General features: G+C 72.4%; 21 protein-coding genes and 1 riboswitch. All 21 genes read left to right on the forward strand.

The window, feature by feature from the left end:
* Positions 1-90: 90 nt before the first annotated feature.
* The 21 genes from pyrR (at position 91) to NBW76_RS09995 (ending at position 22047) form a co-directional block, all read left to right on the forward strand.
* Positions 91-684, forward strand: a complete 594-nt coding sequence (gene pyrR, locus NBW76_RS09895) for a bifunctional pyr operon transcriptional regulator/uracil phosphoribosyltransferase PyrR (RefSeq protein ID WP_056555002.1) — start codon at positions 91-93, stop codon at positions 682-684.
* Positions 681-1646, forward strand: coding sequence for an aspartate carbamoyltransferase catalytic subunit (locus NBW76_RS09900; RefSeq protein WP_055970416.1), 966 nt, complete (start codon positions 681-683; stop codon positions 1644-1646). Before pyrR ends, NBW76_RS09900 begins: the two co-directional genes overlap by 4 nt.
* A complete protein-coding gene (locus tag NBW76_RS09905; RefSeq protein WP_055970414.1) occupies positions 1643-2944 on the forward strand; it encodes a dihydroorotase in 1302 nt (433 codons plus the stop codon). The genes NBW76_RS09900 and NBW76_RS09905 overlap by 4 nt, the downstream gene beginning before the upstream one ends.
* On the forward strand, positions 2941-4152 hold the full coding sequence (gene carA / locus NBW76_RS09910; RefSeq protein WP_200932672.1) for a glutamine-hydrolyzing carbamoyl-phosphate synthase small subunit: 1212 nt from the start codon (positions 2941-2943) through the stop codon (positions 4150-4152). Before NBW76_RS09905 ends, carA begins: the two co-directional genes overlap by 4 nt.
* Positions 4152-7499 carry a carbamoyl-phosphate synthase large subunit gene (carB, locus tag NBW76_RS09915; protein WP_056554999.1) on the forward strand — a complete coding sequence of 1116 codons (3348 nt, stop codon included), beginning with the start codon at positions 4152-4154 and terminating at the stop codon, positions 7497-7499. The genes carA and carB overlap by 1 nt, the downstream gene beginning before the upstream one ends.
* Positions 7496-8311 (forward strand): orotidine-5'-phosphate decarboxylase, encoded by an 816-nt coding sequence (pyrF, locus tag NBW76_RS09920; RefSeq protein ID WP_082481958.1) that lies wholly within the window; start codon positions 7496-7498, stop codon positions 8309-8311. Before carB ends, pyrF begins: the two co-directional genes overlap by 4 nt.
* 64 nt (positions 8312-8375) lie before the next feature.
* Entirely contained in the window at positions 8376-8819 is a 444-nt protein-coding gene (locus NBW76_RS09925) for a hypothetical protein (RefSeq protein ID WP_056554997.1), read from the forward strand.
* Between the two features lie 61 nt (positions 8820-8880).
* Positions 8881-9204: an integration host factor, actinobacterial type gene (gene mihF / locus NBW76_RS09930; protein ID WP_055970407.1), complete on the forward strand. Its 324-nt coding sequence runs from the start codon at positions 8881-8883 to the stop codon at positions 9202-9204.
* Positions 9194-9832, forward strand: a complete 639-nt coding sequence (gene gmk / locus NBW76_RS09935; protein WP_200932671.1) for a guanylate kinase — start codon at positions 9194-9196, stop codon at positions 9830-9832. Before mihF ends, gmk begins: the two co-directional genes overlap by 11 nt.
* Positions 9829-10134 carry a DNA-directed RNA polymerase subunit omega gene (gene rpoZ / locus NBW76_RS09940; RefSeq protein ID WP_056554994.1) on the forward strand — a complete coding sequence of 102 codons (306 nt, stop codon included), beginning with the start codon at positions 9829-9831 and terminating at the stop codon, positions 10132-10134. Before gmk ends, rpoZ begins: the two co-directional genes overlap by 4 nt.
* 10 nt (positions 10135-10144) lie before the next feature.
* Complete coding sequence (gene coaBC, locus NBW76_RS09945; protein ID WP_056554992.1) at positions 10145-11398, forward strand: bifunctional phosphopantothenoylcysteine decarboxylase/phosphopantothenate--cysteine ligase CoaBC; 1254 nt, start codon at positions 10145-10147, stop codon at positions 11396-11398.
* A 94-nt stretch (positions 11399-11492) separates the two neighbouring features.
* Positions 11493-12680 (forward strand): methionine adenosyltransferase, encoded by a 1188-nt coding sequence (metK, locus tag NBW76_RS09950; protein WP_055970400.1) that lies wholly within the window; start codon positions 11493-11495, stop codon positions 12678-12680.
* 351 nt (positions 12681-13031) lie between these two features.
* Positions 13032-15032 carry a primosome assembly protein PriA gene (locus NBW76_RS09955; RefSeq protein ID WP_162239221.1) on the forward strand — a complete coding sequence of 667 codons (2001 nt, stop codon included), beginning with the start codon at positions 13032-13034 and terminating at the stop codon, positions 15030-15032.
* A gap of 57 nt (positions 15033-15089) precedes the next feature.
* Positions 15090-16013: a methionyl-tRNA formyltransferase gene (gene fmt, locus NBW76_RS09960; protein WP_055970398.1), complete on the forward strand. Its 924-nt coding sequence runs from the start codon at positions 15090-15092 to the stop codon at positions 16011-16013.
* Between the two features lie 10 nt (positions 16014-16023).
* The gene (locus NBW76_RS09965; protein ID WP_055970396.1) at positions 16024-17295 is read left to right on the forward strand and encodes an RsmB/NOP family class I SAM-dependent RNA methyltransferase; all 1272 of its coding nucleotides are present in this window, start codon (positions 16024-16026) and stop codon (positions 17293-17295) included.
* A 34-nt stretch (positions 17296-17329) separates the two neighbouring features.
* The gene (gene rpe / locus NBW76_RS09970; RefSeq protein WP_055970394.1) at positions 17330-17995 is read left to right on the forward strand and encodes a ribulose-phosphate 3-epimerase; all 666 of its coding nucleotides are present in this window, start codon (positions 17330-17332) and stop codon (positions 17993-17995) included.
* 96 nt (positions 17996-18091) lie between these two features.
* Positions 18092-18222: riboswitch (FMN riboswitch) on the forward strand.
* Between the two features lie 77 nt (positions 18223-18299).
* On the forward strand, positions 18300-19352 hold the full coding sequence (gene ribD, locus NBW76_RS09975) for a bifunctional diaminohydroxyphosphoribosylaminopyrimidine deaminase/5-amino-6-(5-phosphoribosylamino)uracil reductase RibD (RefSeq protein ID WP_056554989.1): 1053 nt from the start codon (positions 18300-18302) through the stop codon (positions 19350-19352).
* Positions 19352-20023 (forward strand): riboflavin synthase, encoded by a 672-nt coding sequence (locus NBW76_RS09980; protein WP_056554985.1) that lies wholly within the window; start codon positions 19352-19354, stop codon positions 20021-20023. The genes ribD and NBW76_RS09980 overlap by 1 nt, the downstream gene beginning before the upstream one ends.
* A complete protein-coding gene (locus NBW76_RS09985) occupies positions 20020-21300 on the forward strand; it encodes a bifunctional 3,4-dihydroxy-2-butanone-4-phosphate synthase/GTP cyclohydrolase II (protein WP_055970387.1) in 1281 nt (426 codons plus the stop codon). Before NBW76_RS09980 ends, NBW76_RS09985 begins: the two co-directional genes overlap by 4 nt.
* Complete coding sequence (gene ribH / locus NBW76_RS09990) at positions 21297-21776, forward strand: 6,7-dimethyl-8-ribityllumazine synthase (RefSeq protein WP_055970385.1); 480 nt, start codon at positions 21297-21299, stop codon at positions 21774-21776. The genes NBW76_RS09985 and ribH overlap by 4 nt, the downstream gene beginning before the upstream one ends.
* Before the next feature lie 7 nt (positions 21777-21783).
* On the forward strand, positions 21784-22047 hold the full coding sequence (locus NBW76_RS09995; RefSeq protein ID WP_055970382.1) for a phosphoribosyl-ATP diphosphatase: 264 nt from the start codon (positions 21784-21786) through the stop codon (positions 22045-22047).
* The last annotated feature ends 91 nt before the right edge of the window (positions 22048-22138 follow it).

Below are 22138 nucleotides of genomic sequence, written 5' to 3' on the forward strand. Positions count from 1 at the left end.
TCGAGGGGGGAGTGCTCGCTGCTAGGCTCGGACACGTTCCACCCGACATCCTTTAACCACCGTCCCGTGAGGCGGAGAAGGAGGTCAGACATGGTCGTGCCCGACGGCACATCCGGTCCTGACGCTCGTGCAGCCACCCCCTCCGACGTGGGGCGCACCGTCCTCGACGAGACCGACATCTCCCGGGCTCTCACCCGGATCACGCACGAGATCCTCGAGCGCAACCGCGATGCCGACGGTCTCGTGATCCTCGGCATCCCCACCCGTGGCGTGCCGCTCGCGAAGCGCATCGCCGCTCGCATGAGCGAGGTGGAGGGGCGCTCCATCAACGCAGGCGCGCTCGACATCACGATGTATCGCGACGACCTGCACAGCGGCCCCGTCCGGTCGCTGGAGCACACCGACATCCCCGACGACGTCGACGGCCGCACCGTGGTCCTCGTCGACGACGTGCTGATGAGCGGTCGCACCATCCGCGCCGCGCTCGACGCGCTCGCGGACCTCGGCCGTCCCAGGGCCGTCCAGCTCGCCGTGCTCGTCGACCGCGGGCACCGTGAGCTCCCGATCCGCGCCGACTTCGTGGGCAAGAACCTGCCGACGTCGCTCACCGAGAAGGTGCGCGTGCGCCTCGCGGAGGCCGACGACCGGCCCGACGCCGTCTCCATCGAGGGAGGCGCGGCATGAAGCACCTGCTCAGCGCCGGCGACCTCGACCGTGACGAGGCGGTCCACGTCCTCGACACCGCCGAGGAGCTCCTCGGAGTGGCGCAGCGCCCGATCAAGAAGCTGCCCACGCTGCGCGGGCGCACCGTGGTCAACCTCTTCTTCGAGGACTCGACCCGCACCCGCATCAGCTTCGAGGCGGCGGCCAAGCGGCTCTCCGCCGACGTCATCAACTTCTCCGCCAAGGGGTCCAGCGCCTCCAAGGGCGAAGGCCTGAAGGACACCGCGCTCACGCTCCAGGCGATGGGCGCCGACGCCGTGGTCGTCCGGCACGGCGCGTCGGGTGCCCCGCACCGGCTCGCGCACGAGGCATGGACGAAGGGCGCGGTGGTCAACGCCGGCGACGGCACGCACGAGCACCCCACCCAGGCTCTGCTCGACGCGTTCACCATGCGCCGCCACCTGACCGACGATGCGGCGAACGGCACCGGCGCCGACCTGTCCGGCAAGCGCGTCACCATCGTCGGCGACGTGCTGCACAGCCGGGTGGCGCGGTCCAACGCCCTGCTGCTGCACACGCTCGGCGCGCACGTCACGCTCGTCGCGCCGCCCACGCTGCTGCCCGTCGGCGTCGACACCTGGCCGGTCGAGACCTCCTACGACCTCGACGAGACCCTCGAGGGCACCGACGCGCTCATGATGCTGCGGGTCCAGGGGGAGCGGATGAACGACGCCTACTTCCCGAGCGCCCGCGAGTACAGCCGTCGCTACGGTCTCGACGTCGCCCGCATGAACCGACTGCCCGACCACGGGATCGTCATGCACCCCGGCCCCATGAACCGCGGCATGGAGATCAGTGCCGACGTCGCCGACTCCGGCCGCTCCGTCATCGTCGAGCAGGTCACGAACGGCGTCGCCGTCCGCATGGCCGTCCTGTACCTGCTGCTCGGCGGCTCCCAGAACCAGAACGAAGGAACGGCATGACCTCCTACCTCCTGCGAGACGCCCGTCCGCTGGGCGGCGACCCCGTCGACCTGCTGCTGCGCGACGGCGTCATCGTCGAGATCGGTCCCGACCTCGACGATGACGGGGCCGTCGTGGTCGACGCCGAGGGCCTCGTGGCCCTGCCCGGTCTCGTCGACCTGCACACCCACCTGCGCGAGCCCGGCCGTGAGGACGCCGAGACGGTGCTCACCGGCACGCAGTCGGCAGCACGCGGCGGCTTCACCTGCGTGCACGCCATGGCCAACACCTCGCCCGTCGCCGACACGGCCGGCGTGGTCGAGCAGGTCTGGCGGCTCGGCCGCGAGGGCGGCTTCTGCGACGTCCAGCCCGTCGGCGCCGTTACCGTGGGCCTCAAGGGCGAGCGACTCGCGGAGCTGGGCGCCATGGCCGACTCCGCCGCCGGCGTCCGGGTGTTCTCCGACGACGGCATCTGCGTGTCCGACGCCGTCCTGATGCGCCGCGCGCTGGAGTACGTCAAGGCCTTCGACGGCGTGGTCGCCCAGCACGCGCAGGAGCCGCGGCTCACCGAGGGCGCCCAGATGAACGAGGGCGCGCTGTCAGGCGAGCTCGGCCTCGTCGGCTGGCCCGCCGTGGCGGAGGAGGCGATCATCGCCCGCGACGTGCTGCTGGCCGAGCACGTCGGCTCGCGGCTGCACGTCTGCCACCTGTCCACCCGCGGGTCGGTCGAGATCGTCCGCTGGGCCAAGAGCCGCGGCATCGACGTGACCGCCGAGGTCACGCCGCACCACCTGCTGCTCACCGACGACCTCGTGCGCAGCTACGACCCGATCTTCAAGGTCAACCCGCCGCTGCGCACCGCCGACGACGTGGCAGCCGTGCGCGAGGGTCTCGCCGACGGCACGATCGACATCGTCGCCACCGACCACGCACCCCATCCCATGGAGGACAAGGAGTGCGAGTGGTCTGCCGCCGCCTTCGGGATGATCGGCCTGGAGACCGCGCTGTCCATCGTGCAGGAGTCGATGGTCGACACCGGCGCCCTCTCCTGGGAGCAGGTCGCCGAGGTGCTCTCGGCGCGTCCGGCCCGCATCGGCCGCGTGCGCGAGCACGGCCGCCCGCTCGCCGTGGGCGAGCCGGCCAACGTCGTGCTCTACGACCCCGCAGCCACCCGCACCGTGGTGCCCGGGGACACCGCGTCGCTGTCACGCAACACCCCCTACGCCGGGCGCGAGCTGCCCGGCCGCGTGGTCGCCACGTTCCTGCGCGGCGTCCCCACCGTCCTGTCCGGCGAGCTGACCGAAGGAGTGCACGCATGACCCAGATGTCCACCACCCGACCGAGCGGGGCGCGCCGTGCGCCCGTTGCTGCCGTGCTCGTCCTCGAGGACGGTCGCACCTTCCGTGGCGAGTCGTTCGGCGCGGAGGGCACCACGATCGCCGAGATCGTGTTCGCCACCGGCATGACCGGCTACCAGGAGACGTTGACCGATCCCTCGTACCGCGGCCAGGTCGTCGTCATGACCGCCCCGCACATCGGCAACACGGGCGTCAACGACGAGGACTTCGAGTCCCGTCGCGTGTGGGTCGACGGCTACGTGGTGCGCGACCCCTCCCGTGTCCGCAGCAGCTGGCGGTCCAACCGCTCGCTCGACGACCTGCTCGGCGAGCAGGGCGTCGTGGGCATCAGCGGGGTCGACACCCGCGCCCTCACCCGCCACCTGCGCGAGCGCGGTTCCATGCGCGCCGCGATCAGCACCGAGCCCCAGCACACGGGCGGCTCGGTCGACGCGCTCCTCGCCCTCGTCCAGGCGGCCCCGTCGATGGAGGGCTCGAGCTTCCTCGACGACGTCACCACGCCCGAGCCGTACGTGGTGGAGGCCGTGGGGGAGAAGCGCTTCACCGTGGCCGCGATCGACCTCGGCATCAAGGGCATGACGCCCCGACGCATGGCCGAGCGCGGCATCGAGGTGCACGTGCTGCCGGCCTCCTCCACCATCGACGACGTGCTGGCCGTGGGACCCGACGGGGTGTTCATGTCCAACGGTCCGGGCGACCCTGCCACGGCCGACCACGTCGTGGGGGTCCTGCGCGAGGTGCTCGAGCGCCGCATCCCCTACTTCGGGATCTGCCTGGGCAACCAGATGCTCGGCCGCGCCCTCGGTCGCGGCACGTACAAGCTCAAGTACGGCCACCGCGGCATCAACCAGCCCGTGCAGGATCGCACCACCGGCAAGGTCGAGATCACGAGCCAGAACCACGGCTTCGCGGTCGACGCCCCGCTCGAGGGCACCTTCGAGACGCCCTACGGCGACGCGCACGTGACCCACGTCGGCCTGAACGACCAGGTGGTCGAGGGCGTCGCGCTCGTCGACGGCCCGGCCTTCAGCGTCCAGTACCACCCCGAGGCGGCCGCCGGGCCGCACGACGCGGCGTACCTCTTCGACCGGTTCGTCCAGCTCATGGCCGACCACGCACCCGGGCACACCGGCAGCGACTCCACCACTCCTGGGAAGGACGGCGCCTGATGCCCAAGCGCACCGACATCTCGTCGATCCTCGTGATCGGCTCCGGCCCGATCGTCATCGGTCAGGCCTGCGAGTTCGACTACTCCGGCACGCAGGCCTGCCGCGTGCTCCGCGAGGAGGGGATCCGGGTCATCCTGGTCAACTCCAACCCGGCCACGATCATGACGGACCCGGAGTTCGCCGACGCCACCTACGTCGAGCCGATCACGCCGGAGTTCGTGGAGAAGGTCATCGCCAAGGAGCGTCCCGACGCCCTGCTCGCGACCCTGGGCGGGCAGACGGCGCTCAACGCCGCCATCGCCCTCGACAAGGCCGGCGTCCTGCGCAAGTACGACGTGGAGCTGATCGGCGCCTCGGTCGAGGCGATCGAGAAGGGCGAGAACCGTGAGTCCTTCAAGAAGATCGTCGAGGACCTGCCGAAGGAGTGGGGTGCCGAGGTGGCCCGCTCGGTCATCTGCCACACCATGGACGAGTGCCTCGCCGGAGTCGACGACCTCGGCGGCTACCCCGTCGTCGTCCGGCCGTCCTTCACCATGGGCGGGTCGGGCTCGGGCCTGGCGTACGACGAGGAGGACCTGCACCGCATCGCCGGCTCCGGCCTCGCGCTCAGCCCCACCACCGAGGTGCTCCTGGAGGAGTCGATCCTCGGCTGGAAGGAGTACGAGCTCGAGGTCATGCGCGACACCGCCGACAACGTGGTGATCGTGTGCTCCATCGAGAACTTCGACCCGGTCGGCGTGCACACGGGCGACTCGATCACCGTCGCTCCCGCGCTCACGCTCACCGACGTGGAGTACCAGCGCCTGCGCGACATCTCCCTCGGCGTCATCCGCGAGGTCGGCGTCGACACCGGCGGCTGCAACATCCAGTTCGCCGTCGACCCGGCCACCGGACGCATCGTCGTCATCGAGATGAACCCGCGCGTCTCGCGGTCGTCGGCGCTGGCGTCGAAGGCCACCGGCTTCCCGATCGCCAAGATCGCGGCCAAGGTGGCCATCGGCTACACGCTCGACGAGATCCCCAACGACATCACCCGCGTCACGCCCGCGTCCTTCGAGCCGACGCTCGACTACGTGGTCGTCAAGGTCCCGCGCTTCGCGTTCGAGAAGTTCCCGGCCGCCGACTCCACCCTCACCACGCACATGAAGTCCGTCGGCGAGGCGATGGCGATCGGTCGCAGCTTCACCGAGGCGCTCCAGAAGGCCCTGCGGTCGCTCGAGCGCCCCGACGCGGAGTTCGACTGGACCAAGGAGTGGGTCGAGCTCGACAAGGACGCGCTGCTCGAGGAGATCGGTCGCCCGCACGACGGTCGGCTCAAGAAGGTCATGGACGCCATCCGCGCGGGCGCCACGCCCGACGAGGTGTTCGAGGCCACGAGCATCGACCCGTGGTTCGTGGACCAGCTGGCCCTCATCAACGAGGTCGCGACCGACCTCATCGCCGCCGCCGAGCTGTCGCCCGTGCTGCTGCGTCGCGCCAAGCGGCACGGCTTCTCGGACCGGCAGATCGGTCGCATCCGCGGCATGTCTGCCGACGTCGTGCGCGGGGTGCGCCACGCCCTGGGCGTGCGGCCGGTCTACAAGACGGTCGACACGTGCGCCGCGGAGTTCGCGGCGAGGACGCCGTACCACTACTCCTCCTACGACGAGGAGACCGAGGTCGAGCCGCGCGAGAAGCCGGCTGTCCTGGTGCTCGGCAGCGGCCCGAACCGCATCGGCCAGGGCATCGAGTTCGACTACTCCTGCGTGCACGCGGTGCAGGCCCTGAGCGCGGTCGGCTACGAGACGATCATGGTCAACTGCAACCCCGAGACCGTGTCGACGGACTACGACACGGCCGACCGGCTCTACTTCGAGCCGCTCACGCTCGAGGACGTGCTGGAGGTCGTGCACGCCGAGGAGCAGGCCGGCCCGGTCGCCGGCGTCATCGTGCAGCTGGGTGGACAGACCCCCCTGGGCCTCGCCGCCGGGCTGGAGGAGGCGGGAGTCACCATCGTCGGGACGCAGCCGTCGGCCATCGACCTCGCCGAGGAGCGGGGCGCGTTCGGCCAGGTGCTCGACGCCGCCGGGCTCGTGGCTCCCAAGAGCGGCATGGCCACCACGTTCGACCACGCGAAGCAGATCGCCGACGAGATCGGCTACCCCGTGCTGGTGCGTCCGTCGTACGTGCTCGGCGGTCGAGGCATGGAGATCGTGTACGACGAGCAGACCCTCGGCGACTACATCACCCGGGCCACGGAGATCACCCCCGAGCGCCCCGTGCTCGTCGACCGCTTCCTCGACGACGCCATCGAGATCGACGTCGACGCGCTGTACGACGGCACCGAGCTGTTCCTCGGCGGCGTGATGGAGCACATCGAGGAGGCCGGCGTGCACTCCGGCGACTCGGCGTGCGCCCTTCCGCCGATCACGCTCGGCAACCTGGAGATCGACCGCATCCGCGAGGCCACCGAGGCCATCGCCCGGGGCGTCGGCGTGCGCGGCCTGGTGAACATCCAGTTCGCGCTGTCGTCGGACATCCTCTACGTCATCGAGGCCAACCCGCGGGCGAGCCGCACGGTGCCGTTCGTCTCCAAGGCCACGGCGACGCCACTCGCGAAGGCCGCGGCGCGGATCATGCTGGGGGAGAGCATCGCCGACCTGCGCGCCGAGGGCCTGCTCCCGACCGACCGCGACGGCGGACGGCTGCCGGACGACGCGCCCATCGCGGTCAAGGAGGCCGTGATGCCCTTCAACCGGTTCCGGACCTACGAGGGCACGTACGTCGACACCCTGCTCGGCCCGGAGATGCGCTCCACCGGTGAGGTCATGGGCTTCGACACGACGTTCGGCACCGCCTACGCCAAGAGCCAGGCGGGTGCGCAGAACGGCCTGCCGACGTCGGGCAAGGTGTTCGTGTCGGTGGCCAACCGCGACAAGCGGCACATGATCTTCCCGATCAAGCGACTGGCCGACCTCGGCTTCGAGATCCTGGCCACGAGCGGGACGGCCGTGGTGCTCGCCCGCAACGGCGTGAAGGCCACGGTCATCCGCAAGCTGCAGGAGGAGCCGCTCCCGGGCCAGGAGCCGTCGACGATCGTCGACAAGATCCGCGACCAGGACGTCGACCTCATCATCAACACCCCGCACGGCATCTCCGGTGGGGCGAACGCACGTGTCGACGGGTACGAGATCCGCACGGCCGCCGTGGCCGAGGGCATCCCGTGCATCACGACGGTGCAGGGCCTCGCCGCCGCGGTTCAGGGCATCGAGGCGCTGCGCGAGCAGCGGGTGGGCGTCCGGTCGCTCCAGGAGTGGGCCGAACGCTTCGAGCCGGCCGCTGCGGCGACGTCGGGGGGCGCCTCGTGAGCTTCGGTTCCCGCGCCCGCGCGGCGATGGACGCCTACGGTCCCGCCTGCATCGGCATCGATCCGCACGGGGCGCTGCTCGAGGCGTGGGGCGTGGGGGACACCCTCGAGGGCCTCGACCGGTTCGCGGCCGCCTGCGTGGAGGCGTTCGCGGGCCAGGTGGGCTTCGCCAAGCCGCAGTCGGCGTTCTTCGAGCGGTTCGGCGCACGGGGCGTGTCGATCCTCGAGCGCACGCTGCAGGACCTGCGGCACACCGGCACCCTCACGATCCTCGACGTCAAGCGTGGCGACATCGGCTCCACCGCCGAGGCCTACGCCGACGCGTACCTCGACGAGGACAGCCCCTTCGCCGCCGACGCCGTGACCGTGAGCCCGTACCTCGGCTTCGGCTCGCTCAGGCCCTTCCTCGACGTGGCCGAGAAGAACGACGCCGGCGTGTTCGTGCTGGCGCTGACCTCGAACCCCGAGGGTCCCGAGGTCCAGCACGCCGCCTCGGCCTCCGGCCGGACCGTCGCCGGTGACGTGCTGGCCGCCCTGCGTGCCGCCAACGAGGGTGCCTCCCCGATGGGCTCCTACGGCGCCGTCGTCGGCGCGACGATCGGCGAGACCGACGAGGACCTCGACGTCAACGGACCGCTCCTCGCGCCCGGCTTCGGCAGCCAGGGCGGCACCGTCGACGACCTGCGCCGGATCTTCGGCGACGTCGCGCACCTGGTGCTGCCGTCCACCTCGCGGCAGGTGCTGTCGGCCGGTCCCGACGTCGACGCGCTGCGTGCTGCAGCCGTCGCCGTGAACGAGTCCCTGCAGTTGTAGGCTCACCCTGACCACCGCGCGTCTGCGCTGGTCAGAGCACCCGCATCGATCCGAGGAGACCTGCATGACGCGCCCTCGCGTGAAGCACGCCGCGACCGCCGTGGCGGCGACCCTGGCCGGTGTCCTGCTGGCAGGCTGCGGTGGGCAGAGCCCCTACTGCGGGGCCGTGGAGAAGAACGCCGAGACCCTCAACTCGTTCGGCAAGACGCGGACCGACGCGGCGTACACCTCCTACTCCAAGACCTTCAAGAGCATCGCCAAGGACGCGCCCGCGGGCGTCAAGGACGACTGGACGACTCTGGCCAAGGTGACCGACGGCGTGCTCGCCGCGCAGAAGGAGGTCGGCCTGCCGCTCGAGGACATGCGCGACGAGAAGGTCGTGGCCGAGCTCGACGATGCGCAGCTCAAGACCCTCAACGACGCCTACGAGGCGTTCAACGCCACGGCCGACCAGCGCACCGCGGTGGTCAAGAACGCCAAGACCGAGTGCGAGATCACCCTGAAGTGATCGCCCTGCATCCATCGACGTCGTGGCGCGCAGGCGTCCGGCAGGAGAGAGGTAGACCATCGTGGCCCTCCCACAGCTGACGCCCGAGCAGCGGCAGGCCGCGCTCGCGAAGGCGGCACAGGCCCGCCAGGTGCGCGCCGAGGTCAAGAACCGGCTCAAGCACTCCGGTGCCAGCCTCGCCGACGTGATCGCCGAGTCGCGGGTGGACGACGTGATCGCCAAGCTGAGGGTCAGCGACCTGCTGCAGTCGATGCCCGGCGTCGGCAAGGTCCGCGCCCGCGAGATCATGGACCGCATCGGCATCGCCGACAGCCGTCGGCTCCGAGGCCTCGGCGTCAACCAGGTGCAGGCACTCCTGCGCGAGTTCGGCAGCCGTGAGCGCTGACGGTTCCCCTGCCCGTTCCAGGCTCGTGGTGCTGGCCGGGCCGACGGCGGTCGGCAAGGGCACCGTGGCGGCCTGCGTCCGTCGCGAGCGGCCCGACATCTGGATCTCCGTCTCCGCCACGACCCGCCCACCGCGGCCGGGCGAGCAGGACGGGATGCACTACCACTTCGTGAGCGAGGCCGAGTTCGACCGCCTCGTCGAGACCGACGGCCTGCTGGAGTGGGCCGTGGTGCACGGTCGCCATCGGTACGGCACGCCCCGCGAGCCCGTGGAGCAGCGACTGAGCGCCGGGAAGCCGGCCCTGCTCGAGCTGGACCTCCAGGGTGCGCGCCAGGTCCGCGAGGCCATGCCGGAGGCGCTGATGTGCTTCCTGGCGCCCCCGTCGTTCGAGGAGCTGGAGCGTCGGCTGCTGGGACGGGGCACCGAAGGACCCGAGGAACGCGCCCGTCGGCTGCGCACCGCGCACGAGGAGCTGGCGGCCGAGAGCGAGTTCGACGTCACGATCGTCAACACCGACGTCCCGGCCGCGTGCCAGGAGTTGATAGGCTTGTTCGAGGGCCCGCGCCAGAACGACGCCGCGAGTCCGGACCAGACTTCTTCCGCCATCCATCACAGCGAGGCACAGTGACCAGCACGCGTTCCGTGGCCGAGGGCATCACGAACCCGCCCATCGACGACCTGCTCGACAAGGCCGACTCCAAGTACAAGCTGGTGCTCTACAGCGCCAAGCGTGCGCGGCAGATCAACGCCTACTACTCCCAGCTCGGCGAGGGCCTGCTCGAGTACGTCGGCCCGCTCCTCGAGACCGAGGTCCAGGAGAAGCCGCTGTCCATCGCCCTGCGCGAGATCAACGCCGGTCTCCTGACCGCCGAGGACATCGACGGCTCCGAGGCCAACAGCACCGGGACGGTCAAGCCCGAGAAGGCCTGAGCGTCCGCTCATGACGGATCCCGCGGCCGGGGGGCCGGACCGACCTCGCGTCGTGCTCGGCGTCGCGGGAGGCATCGCCGCCTACAAGGCGGCCTCGTTGCTGCGCCTGTTCACCGAGTCCGGTCACGACGTGCGCGTCGTGCCCACTCGGTCCGCGCTGCAGTTCGTGGGTGCCCCCACGTGGGAGGCGCTCAGCGGGCAGCCCGTGTCCACGGAGGTGTTCGCCGACGTCCACGAGGTGCCCCACGTGCGGCTCGGCCAGCAGGCCGACCTCGTCGTGGTGGCACCCGCCACGGCCGACCTCCTGGCCAAGGCCGCCCACGGCCTGGCCGACGACCTGCTCACCAACACGCTGCTCACGGCGCGCTGCCCCGTGGTGCTGGCCCCGGCCATGCACACCGAGATGTGGGAGCACGCCGCCACCCAGGCCAACGTCGAGACGCTGCGCTCGCGCGGCGTCGTGGTGATCGAGCCCGCCGCCGGTCGGCTCACCGGCAGCGACACCGGCAAGGGTCGGCTTCCCGAGCCCGACGAGCTGTTCGCGGCCTGTCGAGCCCTGCTCGACGCGCCCACCCAGGACCTCGCCGGCCTGCGCGTCGTCGTCTCCGCGGGAGGAACCCGCGAGTTCCTCGACCCGGTCCGCTACCTGGGCAACCGTTCGTCCGGGCGCCAGGGCGTCGCGATCGCCCAGGCCGCGCTGGCTCGGGGCGCCACCGTGCGGCTGGTCGCCGCCAACGTGTCGGTGCCGTTGCCGGCGGGGGTCGACGTCGTCGAGGTCGTCACCACCGCGGAGCTGCAGGCCGCCGTGGTCGACGCGGCCCGATCCGCCGACGTCGTGGTCATGGCCGCCGCGCCCGCCGACTTCCGGCCCGCCGACGTGTCGGGCCACAAGATCAAGAAGCGCGACGACGGCCGGACGCCCGTCATCGAGCTCGTCGAGAACCCCGACATCCTCGCCGGGCTGGTGCGCGACCGCGCCGGTGACGCGACCCCGTTCGTCGTCGGCTTCGCCGCGGAGACCGGCGACGACGACGGGAGCGTGGCCGACCACGCCCGGGCCAAGCTCGAGCGCAAGGGCTGCGAGCTGCTGGTGGTCAACGACGTCAGCGACGGCAAGGTGTTCGGCCAGGAGGACAACGAGGCCGTCATCCTCGGCTCCGACGGTGCCGAGGTCGCCGTGCCGCGCGGTCCGAAGAGCGCCCTGGCGCACGCCGTGTGGGACGAGGTCGTCCGCCGCTCGGGACGGCGGAACGTCACGGCCTGAGCGTCGTTACACTCCCCGAGGAACCACCTGTCGCACGCGTCCCGGCATCCGCCGGCGCACCGTACGCGCACCCCACCCCATCAGGAGAGATCGAGTGAGCCGCTTCTTCACGTCCGAGTCGGTGACCGAGGGCCATCCCGACAAGATCGCCGACCAGATCAGCGACAGCGTGCTCGACGCGCTGCTCGCCGAGGACCCCAAGAGCCGCGTGGCGTGCGAGACCTACGTGACGACCGGCCTGGTGCTGGTCGGCGGCGAGGTCACGACCGAGGCCTACGTGGACATCGCGCGGATCGCCCGCGACCGGGTGCTCGAGATCGGCTACGACTCCTCCGTCAAGGGCTTCGACGGTGAGTCCTGCGCCGTGCAGGTGACGCTCGACGCGCAGAGCGCCGACATCGCCCAGGGCGTCGACGCCGCGTTCGAGAACCGCGCCGACGGCTCGGTCGACCCGCTCGACCTCCAGGGCGCGGGCGACCAGGGCCTGATGTTCGGGTTCGCGATCGACGAGACCCCCGAGCTGATGCCGCTGCCGATCACGATCGCGCACCGCCTCGCCGAGCAGCTCACGGCGGTCCGCAAGGACGGCACGCTGCCCTACCTGCGCGCCGACGGCAAGACGCAGGTGACCATCGAGTACGGCGACGACGACAAGCCCAAGCGCGTCGAGGCCATCGTGGTGTCCACCCAGCACGAGGAGGGCATCGACCTCGACGGCCAGCTCCGTGGGGACATCAAGAAGCACGTCATCGACGCTGTGCTCGCGCAGTACGACATCGACTCCAGCGACTACAAGCTGCACGTGAACCCGACGGGCCGCTTCGTCATCGGCGGCCCCATGGGCGACGTCGGCCTGACGGGTCGCAAGATCATCGTCGACACCTACGGCGGCTACGCCCGCCACGGCGGCGGCGCGTTCTCCGGCAAGGACCCGAGCAAGGTCGACCGCTCCGCCGCCTACGCGATGCGCTGGGTGGCCAAGAACATCGTGGCCGCCGGCCTGGCCACCAAGGCCGAGGTGCAGGTCGCGTACGCGATCGGCGTGGCGCACCCGGTCGGCTTCTACGTCGACACCTACGGCACCGAGACGGTCCCGGTCGACAAGATCCGCGAGGCCGTGCTCGAGGTCTTCGACCTGCGTCCCGGCGCGATCGTCCGCGACCTCGACCTGCTGCGCCCGATCTACGCGCAGACCGCCGCGTACGGCCACTTCGGCCGCCCCGGCCTCCCGTGGGAGGACACCGGCCGCGCCGAGGCCCTGAAGGCCGCCGCGCACGCCTGACCTTCGTCCCTCGACCGCCCGTCGCCCCTCGTGGGTGGCGGGCGGTCGTGCGTGCGGCGTGACCCCGGCGCGATCTCGGCCTGCGACTGCTTCTCTCGGCCTCTTCTGGTGGTGGGTCGCGCGAGGGCCTCGAACGGGGATCCGGGTGCGCGCGGGGCTGGGTTCTCGGGGCTTCGTCGGGTGAGGGGTAGGTGGCCCGCGTCACGTCGGGGGTCCAGGTAGGACACCCGCGGACACGACGCCGCTATCCGCGGGTGGCCTACCTCTGGGGGCTCCGGTAGCGCGGGCCACCTACCGCTGACCCAGCCGGACCCCGAGCCCACCGTCCGGACCGCCTGGTAGACAGTCCGCGTGACCACCGGCGACCAGCTCGAGCTCCTCGCGGCTCCCGAGCCCGTGCCGCCGTCGGTGCCCCTCGAGGAGGGTGCCGACGAGCGGTCGGGCGAGGTCGCGCCGGTCCGCATCGCGCGGGTGGCGGTCGACACCCCGTTGCCGCACCTGGACCGGCTGTTCGACTACGCCGTCTCGCCCGAGCTCGACCCGCAGCCCGTCCCCGGGTGCCGGGTCAAGGTCCGCTTCGCCGGGCGCGCGACCGACGGCTACGTCGTCGGCCTGGGGGAGACGACCGCCCACGAGGGACGGCTCGCGCCGCTCACCAAGGTCGTCTCGGCCGAGCCCGTGCTGAGTGCCGAGGTGCTGGGACTGGCCCGCGAGGTGGCCGACCGCTGGGCCGGCACGCTGTCGGACGTGCTGCGGCTGGCGGTGCCACCGCGCCAGGCCAAGGTCGAGGCCCGTCCCTCGGTGCCGCGTCCGGACGACGACCTCCCGGGCGTCGACGACGAGGTCTGGCACCTCTGGCCGGACGGACCGGGCTTCCTCGGCGCGCTGGAGTCGGGCGCCTCTCCCCGTGTGGTGTGGGAGGCGCTGCCCCTGCGCGACCCCGCCGTCGCGGTCGCGCAGGCCGCTCTCGCCACCCTGCGGTCGGGGAGGGGGACGGTGGTCTGCGTGCCCGACGCTCGCGAGCTCGACCACTGGGACGCGGCACTCACGTCGGTCCTCGGCCACGGGCGCCACGTGGTGCTCTCGTCGGGCCAGAAGCCGGCCGAGCGCTACCGGTCGTTCCTCGCCGTGGCGCGGGGCGAGGTGTCGATCGTGCTGGGCACGCGAGCCGCCGCGTTCGCGCCCGTGCACGACCTGGGTCTCGTGGCCGTCTGGGACGACGGTGACGACCTCTACGTGGAGCCTCGGGCGCCGTACCTGCATGCCCGCGAGGTCCTGCTCACCCGGGCCGTGCGCGAGGACGCCGCGGTGCTGGTCGGCGGCTACGCACGCACGGCCGAGGCGCAGTCGCTCGTCGGCTCCGGCTGGGCGCGGTCGATGCGGGCCGAGGCCGTCACCCGACGCCGTGCGTGGCCCCGTCTCGACGTCACCGACGGCAGCGTGGCCGGTGGCGCGCCGGCACGCCTGCCGCACGAGGTCTTCGCCGCGGTGCGCCGCGCCGACGGCCCGGTGCTGGTCCAGGTGCCGCGCCGGGGGTACCGCACGTCGTTGAGCTGCCAGGACTGCCGGACCCCGGCCCGCTGCGCGGCGTGCGACGGCCCGCTCGCGCAGGGCGGTCGCGGCGCCACCCTGGCCTGCCGGTGGTGCGGCACCGAGGCCCCCCGATGGACGTGCCCGACGTGCGGCTCCGCCCGGCTGCGCGCCCCCGTCGTCGGCCAGCTGCGGACGGCGGAGGAGTACGCGGCGGCCTTCCCCGACCGTGCGGTCGTCACCTCCGGGGGTGCCGACGTCCTGGCCGAGGCACCGCCCGGCGACGTGCTCGTCCTCGCCACGCCGGGTGCCGAGCCGCGCGTCGAGGGCGGGTACGCGCTCGTGGTGCTCATGGACACCTGGCTGGCGCTGGGCCGCGACGACCTGCGGGTCGGCGAGGAGGCGCACCGGCGGTGGTTCAACGCCCTGGCGCTCGCGCGCGAGCGCGCCGCGGCGGTGGCGGTGGGCGACCCGGCCACGCTGCAGGGTCTCGTCCGCGCCGACCCCGCCGGCCTGGCCGAGCGCGAGCTGGCCGAGCGCGCCGAGGCGCACCTGCCCCCGGTCGCGCGCGTCGCGGTGGTCGAGGCGCCGGCCGACGTCGTCGCCGAGCTCGCGTCCAGGTCCTGGCCCGGAGCCACCGAGGTGCTGGGCCCGGTCCCGGTGCCGACGCGGCCGGGGGAGCCGGAGCATGACCGACTGGTGCTGCGCACACCGCGCCGCGACGGCCCCGCGCTGGCGGCGGCCCTGAAGGACCTGCAGTCCGCGCGCTCGGCGGCCAAGCTCCCGCCCCTGCGGGTCAGGATCGATCCGCACGCCTTCTGACCCCGGCACGTCCTGCCCGCACGGCCGGCGTGGGCGCACGCCCTAGACTCGGCCGACGTGAGGATCGTGTTCGCAGGTACCCCCGAGACCGCCCTGCCCTCGTTGGAGGCGCTGGTCGAGAGCCGGCACGACGTGGCGGCGGTGATCACCCGCCCCGACGCCCGCCAGGGCAGGGGCCGCACCCTGCATCCCTCGCCCGTCGCGGCCCGCGCCGAGGAGCTCGGGATCGAGGTGCTCAAGCCCGCTCGTGCCGACGACCCGGCCTTCCTCGACCGCCTGCGCGAGATCGGCCCGGCGTGCTGCCCGATCGTCGCGTACGGCGCGCTGCTGCGACGCGAGGCGCTCGACGTCCCGGAGTACGGCTGGCTCAACCTGCACTTCTCGGTGCTGCCCGCCTGGCGTGGTGCCGCACCGGTGCAGCGCTCGATCATGGCCGGCGACGAGGTCACCGGTGCCACGGTCTTCAGCCTCGTCGAGGCGCTCGACGCCGGACCGGTGCTCGGCACGATCACCGAGCGCATCCGCGAGGACGACACCGCCGGGACCCTCCTGGACAGGCTCGCGCACGAGGGTGCCCGACTGCTGGTCGATGCGATCGACCACGTCGAGGACGGTGACGCCGCGGCGGTGTCGCAGCCCGACGACGGCGTCTCCTACGCCTCGAAGCTCAGCACCGACGATGCGCACGTCGACTGGACCCGCCCGGCCTTCGCGGTCGACCGCCAGGTCCGCGGCTGCACTCCTGCTCCGGGTGCGTGGTCCGTGCTGGGGGACCAGCGGATCAAGCTCGGACCGGTCACGCCGACGTCCGAGGACACCCTCGCGCCGGGTCAGGTTCAGGCCGGCAAGCACGAGGTGCGGGTCGGCACCGCCACGACCGACGTGGTCCTCGGTCAGGTGCAGCCCACCGGCAAGCGAGCCATGTCGGCTGCTGACTGGGCGCGCGGCACGGCGATCGAGCCCGGCGTGGTGCTGTCATGAGGAGGATCTCGTGAGCGACCCGTCCCGTGGCGTCGCGTACGACGTGCTGCGGGCGGCCGACGAGCGCGACGCGTACGTCAACCTCCTGCTGCCGCAGCTGCTGCGTGAACGCCGCATCGAGGGGCGCGACGCCGCGTTCGCGACCGAGCTGGTCCACGGCACGCTGCGCCTGCGGGGCACCTACGACGCCGTGATCGACTCCCTCGTCGACCGACCTCTCGACCCAGAGGTGCGCGACGTGCTGCGGCTCGGTGCCCACCAGGCGCTCTCGATGCGGGTCCCGTCGCACGCCGCCGTCTCCACGAGCGTGAGCCTCGTGCGACGGGTGGTGGGGCACAAGACGGCCGGACTGGTGAACGCGGTCATGCGCAAGATCGCGGCCGACGACCTGGACACGTGGCTCGACCGCCTCGTGCAGGGTCGCGCCGGCGACGACGCGCTCGCCGTGCGGTACTCCCACCCGGCGTGGATCGTCGATGGTCTGCGGACCGCGCTGCGGTCCGTCGACGCGGCCGACGAGCTGGAGCAGCTGCTCGCGGCCGACAACCTCGCGCCTCGCGTCACGCTCGTGGCTCGGCCCGGTCTGGTCGACCCCGCGCGGCTGCCCGGGCGGCCCGGCTCGGTCTCTCCCTACGCGCGCGTGCTCGACGGGGGAGACCCGGGCGACGTCGCCGCCGTGCGGGACGGCCTGGCCGGTGTGCAGGACGAGGGGTCGCAGATGGTCGCGATCTCCGTGGCGGAGGCGACGCTCGAGGGACCGGACGCCCGGTGGCTCGACCTCTGCGCCGGACCCGGTGGCAAGGCGGCCCTCCTGGGGGCGCTCGCCGCACAGCGAGGTGCGCACCTCGTCGCCAACGAGGTCCAGCCGCACCGGGCCGAGCTGGTGCGGCAGGGTCTGCGCGCCCTGCCCGACGTCGACGTCACCGTCCACGACGGCCGTGAGGGTCCGTGGGAGCCCGGTTCGTTCGACCGCGTGCTCGTGGACGCACCCTGCACCGGGCTGGGCGCACTGCGCCGACGTCCGGAGTCGCGCTGGCGACGCTCGCCCGACGACCTCGCCTCGCTCGTGCCGCTGCAGCGCGACCTGCTGCGGCGTGCCGTCGAGCTGACGCGTCCTGGCGGGGTCGTCGGCTACGCCACGTGCTCGCCCCTGGTGGAGGAGACCCTCGAGGTCGTGGAGTCGGTGGGACCCGGCGTCGCCGCGCTCGAGTCCGTGCACCGCTGGTGGCCGCACCGCGACGGCACCGACGCGATGTTCCTCGCGATCCTCCGCCGCCGCTGACCGGCGGGAACGGGGCGCCACTACGCTGTCGGCCATGGCCATCCAGATCACGCCGAGCCTGCTCAACGCCGACTTCGCGAACCTGGCGGGTGAGGCGGCACGGATCCCGACGGCCGACTGGCTGCACATGGACGTCATGGACAACCACTTCGTGCCCAACCTGACGCTCGGCGCACCGGTCATCGAGGCGCTCAGCAAGGCCTCCGCCCAGCCGATCGACGCGCACCTGATGATCGCCGACCCCGACCGCTGGGCACCACAGTTCGTGGAGGCCGGAGCGGGCAGCGTCACCTTCCACGTGGAGGCCGCGCACGCGCCCGTGCGCCTGGCCCGCGAGATCCGCGCGCAGGGTGCCCGCGCGTCCATGGCGCTCAAGCCGGCCACCCCCATCGAGCCGTACGCCGAGCTGCTCCCCGAGCTCGACATGGTGCTCGTCATGACCGTCGAGCCCGGGTTCGGTGGTCAGAAGTTCCTCGACCTGTGCCTGCCGAAGATCCGCCGCACGCGTGAGCTCATCGAGCGCACCGGCGGCGAGATCTGGCTGCAGGTCGACGGCGGGGTCTCCGTCGAGACCATCGAGCGGTGCGCCGATGCCGGTGCCGACACCTTCGTCGCCGGCTCCGCGGTGTTCGGCGCCGACGACCCCGGCGCCATGGTCGAGACGCTGCGCGGGCTCGCCGACTCCGCCTGCCGCCACTGAGTCGGACGCCTCGGGACGTGGTCCCGGTCTCTCATCGGGAGACGGCGGCCGAGGCTCTCGTGCGCCCGGCTACACTTTCGCCGTACGAGCAACAGCTCGCGTGTTCCGGGGTCGGTGCAATTCCGAGCCGGCGGTCATAGTCCGCGACCCGCCCTCCTTCGGGAGGATGGTTGAACCGGTGGAACTCCGGTACCGACGGTGAAAGTCCGGATGAGAGGCACACGCGGGGTCTGGCGCCGGGTCCGCGCGGACCCGTGCACCCGACCCGACGACCCCGGATCGGCGAGCCCGACCGGAGGACACGATGGGCACCGAGGCTGGACGCACGGGCACCGAGCAGCAGGCCATGCGCATGGCGATCGACGCCGCGCGCTCCGTGGCCAGCGCGCTCCCGAACCCCCGGGTCGGTTGCGTGCTGCTGACTCCCGCAGGAGAGCGGCTGGCGGTCGGTCTGCACCGAGGTGCGGGGACGCCGCACGCCGAGGTCGACGCCCTCCAGCAGGCCGGTGACGCCGCGCGTGGGGCCACGGCGGTCGTCACGCTCGAGCCGTGCGCGCACACCGGGCGCACCGGGCCGTGCGCCGAGGCGCTCCTGGAGGCAGGTGTGGCCCGGGTCGTGTTCGCCCAGACCGACCCGAACCCCGAGGCCACAGGTGGCGCCGACCGCCTGAGGGCGGCCGGCGTCGAGGTCGAGTCCGGGCTGCTCGCCGACGAGGCCGCCGAGCTGAACGTGGAGTGGACCTTCGCCCTCACCCACGGTCGCCCCTTCGTCACCTGGAAGTACGCCGCGACCATGGACGGCCTGAGCGCCGCTCCCGACGGCTCGAGCAAGTGGATCACCTCGGCCGAGGCCCGACGCGACGTGCAGCTCTTCCGCGCCGGTGCCGACGCGATCATGGCGGGTACCGGCGCGGTCCTGGCCGACGACCCGCGCCTGACCGTCCGCGACGCCGACGACCTCCCGCTCCCGTACGACCGCCAGCCCTTGCGCGTCGTGGTGGGGGAGACCCACATCCCCTCGTACTACCGGGTGTTCGACCGGGTCGCGCCGACGTTGCTCGTGCAGAGCCGCGAGCCCGACGAGGTGCTCGCGAAGATGGTCGAGAACGGCGTCCGGCACGTGTGGCTCGAGGGCGGTCCTCGCCTGGCCGGCGCGTTCTGGAACGCGGGCCTGGTCGACCGGGTGATCGGCTACATCGCTCCCGCGATGCTCGGCTCGGGCCGGGCCGCGCTGGAGGGCGAGGCCGCCACGCTGGCCGACCTGCGTCCCATCGACCTGCACGACGTCGCGCGGATCGGCCCCGACATCCGCATCATCGGCACGCCGGGCCGTGCCCCACGTGAGGAGATGCCCTGATGTTCACCGGTCTCGTGGAGGAGAAGGGCGTCGTCACGGCGATCGAGTCGCTCGGCGACTCCGTGCGCCTCTCGGTGCGCGGCCCCGTCGTCACGGCCGACGCGACGCACGGAGCCTCGATCTCCGTGAACGGCTGCTGCCTCACGGTCATGGACCAGTCGTCGCAGGAGGGGGACGGCGACGTCTTCAGCGCCGACGTCATGGCCGAGTCGCTCGACCGCACGTCGCTCGGTGGCCTGGAGGTCGGTGACGAGGTCAACCTCGAGCGCGCCATGCAGGCCGGTGCGCGGATGGGCGGGCACATCGTGCAGGGGCACGTCGACGGCACCGGGGCGCTGATCGACCGCACGCCGAGCGAGCACTGGGACGTGCTGCGCTTCTCCCTGCCGGCCGAGCTGGCCCGGTACCTGGTCCCCAAGGGCTCGATCACGGTCCAGGGGGTGTCGCTCACGGTCGTCGAGGTCGTCGACGCCCCCGGCGGGGGTGCCAGGCCGTGGGCGGCGGACGGACCGGACGCCTGGTTCTCGGTCTCCCTCATCCCCACCACCCTCGCGGACACGACGCTCGGCACCCTCGCCCCCGGCGACCGGGTGAACCTCGAGGTCGACGTCCTCGCCAAGTACGTGGAGCGGCTGCTGGCCGCCCGCCTCCCGAAGGAGCAGCAGTCATGACGACGTATTCGGACGCCGGCGGCGACACGGTCCGCCTCGACAGCATCGAGCGGGCGATCGCCGACATCCGCGACGGCAAGGCCGTCGTGGTGGTCGACGACCCGGGCCGCGAGAACGAGGGCGACATCATCTTCGCCGCGAGCAAGGCCACGCCGGAGCTGATGGGCTTCCTGGTGCGGTACTCCAGCGGCTACGTGTGCGCACCCGCGCCGGGGGCGATCCTCGACCGGCTCGGCATCCCGCTCATGACGCCGCACAACCGCGAGATGATGCGCACCGCCTACACGATCTCGATCGACGCCCGCGACGGCATCACCACGGGCATCTCGGCGGCCGACCGGGCGCGCACGGTCCGGGTGCTCGCCGACTCGGCGACCGAGCCGTTCGAGCTGGTCATGCCGGGCCACGTGCTGCCGCTGCGTGCGAAGGAGGGCGGCGTCCTGGCGCGCGCCGGCCACACCGAGGCCGCGGTGGACCTCACCCGGCTCGCGGGCCTGACGCCGGTCGGCGTGATCGGCGAGGTCGTGCACGACGACGGCACCCTCATGCGGGCGCCCGCCCTGCGCGCGTTCGCCGACGAGCACGACCTGGCCCTCGTCTCGATCGAGGACCTGCAGGTGCACCTGCGTCTGCACGAGTCCCAGGTCGAGCGGCTCGCCACGACGACGCTCCCCACCGAGTTCGGCACCTTCGCCGCACACGGCTTCCGCGACACGATCGACGGGGCCGAGCACGTGGCCCTCGTGCACGGAGACCTCGCCGCGGCGGCCGCCGAGGGTGCGAGCGTGCTGGTCCGTCTGCACTCGGAGTGCCTGACCGGTGACGTGTTCGGCTCGCGGCGCTGCGACTGCGGGCCCCAGCTCCAGGCGTCCATGGCGGCGGTCAAGGCCGAGGGGGCGGGCGTCGTGGTGTACCTGCGCGGTCACGAGGGCCGAGGGATCGGTCTGCTGCACAAGCTGCAGGCCTACGCCCTGCAGGACGCCGGCCGTGACACGGTCGACGCCAACCTCGCCCTGGGGTTCGGCGAGGACGAGCGCGACTACGCCGCCGGCGCGCAGATGCTGCGCGACCTCGGCATCGGCTCGGTCCGGCTGCTCACCAACAACCCGGACAAGGCGACGCAGCTGGAGGCCTACGGCGTGAAGGTGGCCGAGCGGATCTCCCTGCAGATCCAGCCGACCGCCGAGAACATCCAGTACCTGAGGACCAAGGCCGAGCGGATGGGTCACGACCTGCCCGACCTGGGCCTCGACGAGACGACGGGAACGACGGCATGAGCGGACACGGAGCACCCACCCTGCAGGTCGACGCCACGGGGGCCCGCGTGGCCGTCGTGGCCTCCAGCTGGCACGACCAGGTGATGGACGGCCTGATCGCGGGCGCCCAGCGCGCCCTGTCGGACGCCGGGGTCACCGACGCCACGCTCGTGCGGGCTGCCGGTTCGTTCGAGCTGCCGCTCGTCGCCCAGGGGTGCGCGGCGGCCGGCTTCGACGCGGTCGTGGCCCTCGGCGTGATCATCCGAGGCGGCACACCTCACTTCGAGTACGTCTCGGCCGCAGCCACCGACGGCCTCGCGCGGGTGTCCCTCGACACGGGTGTGCCGGTGGGGTTCGGTCTGCTGACGTGCGACACCGAGCAGCAGGCGCTCGACCGCGCCGGGCTCGAGGGCAGCGTCGAGGACAAGGGTCGGGAGGCCGCCGAGGCCGCGCTGTCGACCTGGGCGACCCTGCGCACGCTGGCGTCCCTAGACTGAGGTCACCATGAAGACCTTCGACGACCTGTTCGCCGAGCTCGCCGCCAAGGCCAGCGACCGGCCCGAGGGCTCGCGCACCGTCGCCGAGCTCGATGCCGGCGTGCACGCGATCGGCAAGAAGCTGGTCGAGGAGGCCGCCGAGTCCTGGATGGCCGCCGAGCACGAGGGCCCCGAGCGCACGGCCGAGGAGATCAGCCAGCTGCTCTACCACGCCCAGGTCATGATGATCGCCGCCGGCATCTCGCTCGACGACGTCTACGCGCATCTGTGACGACAGCGGATCCAGCACCTCCTCGGGCCGTGCCGCTGTCGTGCGATCCGGCCACCGTCCCCCGTCGTGGCGGACGCCGGTCGGGCCCGAC

The sequence above is a fragment of the Aeromicrobium sp. Leaf245 genome, assembly GCF_942548115.1.
Lineage (GTDB): Bacteria > Actinomycetota > Actinomycetes > Propionibacteriales > Nocardioidaceae > Aeromicrobium.